We start from the raw sequence: 1,078 nt of genomic DNA, 5'->3' as shown, positions 1-1,078 counted from the left end.
TCGCTCACCAGCCACCACGTGGAGGAAGAGGAATGAAGCCCGCACTCTCCCCGCGCGTCGTGCTCGGCGCCTTCATGCTCGTGCTGCTGGTGGCGCCGCTCGTGATGCCGCCCTTCTACGTGACGCTCCTGAACTACATCGGCCTCTATGCGCTGGTGGCGCTGGGCCTCGTGCTGCTCACCGGCGTGGGCGGCCTCACCAGCTTCGGCCAGGCCGCCTTCGTGGGCCTGGGCGCCTACACCACCGCCGTGCTCACCACCGCCACGGAGCTGCCCGCCTGGCTCGCCTGGGCGGGCGGCTCGCCCTGGCTGGCCCTGTTCGTCGGCCTGGTGTTCACCGCCACCGTCGCCTTCGTGCTCGGCTCGCTCACGCTGAAACTCTCCGGCCACTACCTGCCGCTGGGCACCATCGCCTGGGGCATCAGCCTGTACTTCCTCTTCGGCACCCTCGAGACCCTGGGCGGGCACACCGGCCTCACCGGCATTCCGCCCATCGCGCTCTTCGGCTTCGAGCTCACCGAAGGCAAGCACATCTTCTACCTCATCTGGGTCTTCCTGCTCGCGGCGGTGTTCACCACCCAGAACCTGCTCGACTCGCGCGAAGGCCGCGCCATCCGCGCCTTGAAGGGCGGCATGGTGATGGCCGAGGCGATGGGGGTGGATACCGCGCGCTCGCGCATGGTCATCTTCGTCATCGCCGCGCTGCACGCCTGCGCCTCGGGCTGGCTCTACGCCCACCTGCAGCGCTTCGTGAACCCCACCCCCTTCGGCCTGCACATCGGCATCGAATACCTCTTCATGGCGGTCGTGGGCGGCGCCGGCCAGGTGTGGGGCGCGCTCCTCGGCGCGGGCGTCATCACCATCGTCAAGCAGTGGCTGCAGGACATCCTGCCGCAACTCTTCGGCCAGAGCGGCAACTTCGAGGTGATCGTCTTCGGCCTGATGATGGTCGTCATCCTGCAGCGCGCGCGCGAAGGCCTGTGGCCGATCTTCGCCCGCCTCGTGCCGGTGAAGGTGACCCGGCGCACGCTCGACGCCGCCGCCGAACCGCTGCCGAAGAAACCGCTGCCCGCGCGCGG

1 protein-coding gene is annotated in these 1,078 nt (G+C 69.2%); it reads left to right on the top strand.

Going from position 1 to position 1,078, the window contains the following annotated elements:
• Positions 1 to 32: 32 nt before the first annotated feature.
• On the top strand, positions 33 to 1,078 hold a 1,046-nt coding region (locus GO615_RS27715), incomplete at its 3' end, for a branched-chain amino acid ABC transporter permease (RefSeq protein ID WP_169133059.1).

The organism is Aromatoleum evansii (genome assembly GCF_012910805.1).
GTDB lineage: Bacteria > Pseudomonadota > Gammaproteobacteria > Burkholderiales > Rhodocyclaceae > Aromatoleum > Aromatoleum evansii.
The sequence above is the reverse complement of the archived record's forward strand: the minus strand, read 5'-3'. Positions and strand labels throughout refer to the sequence as shown.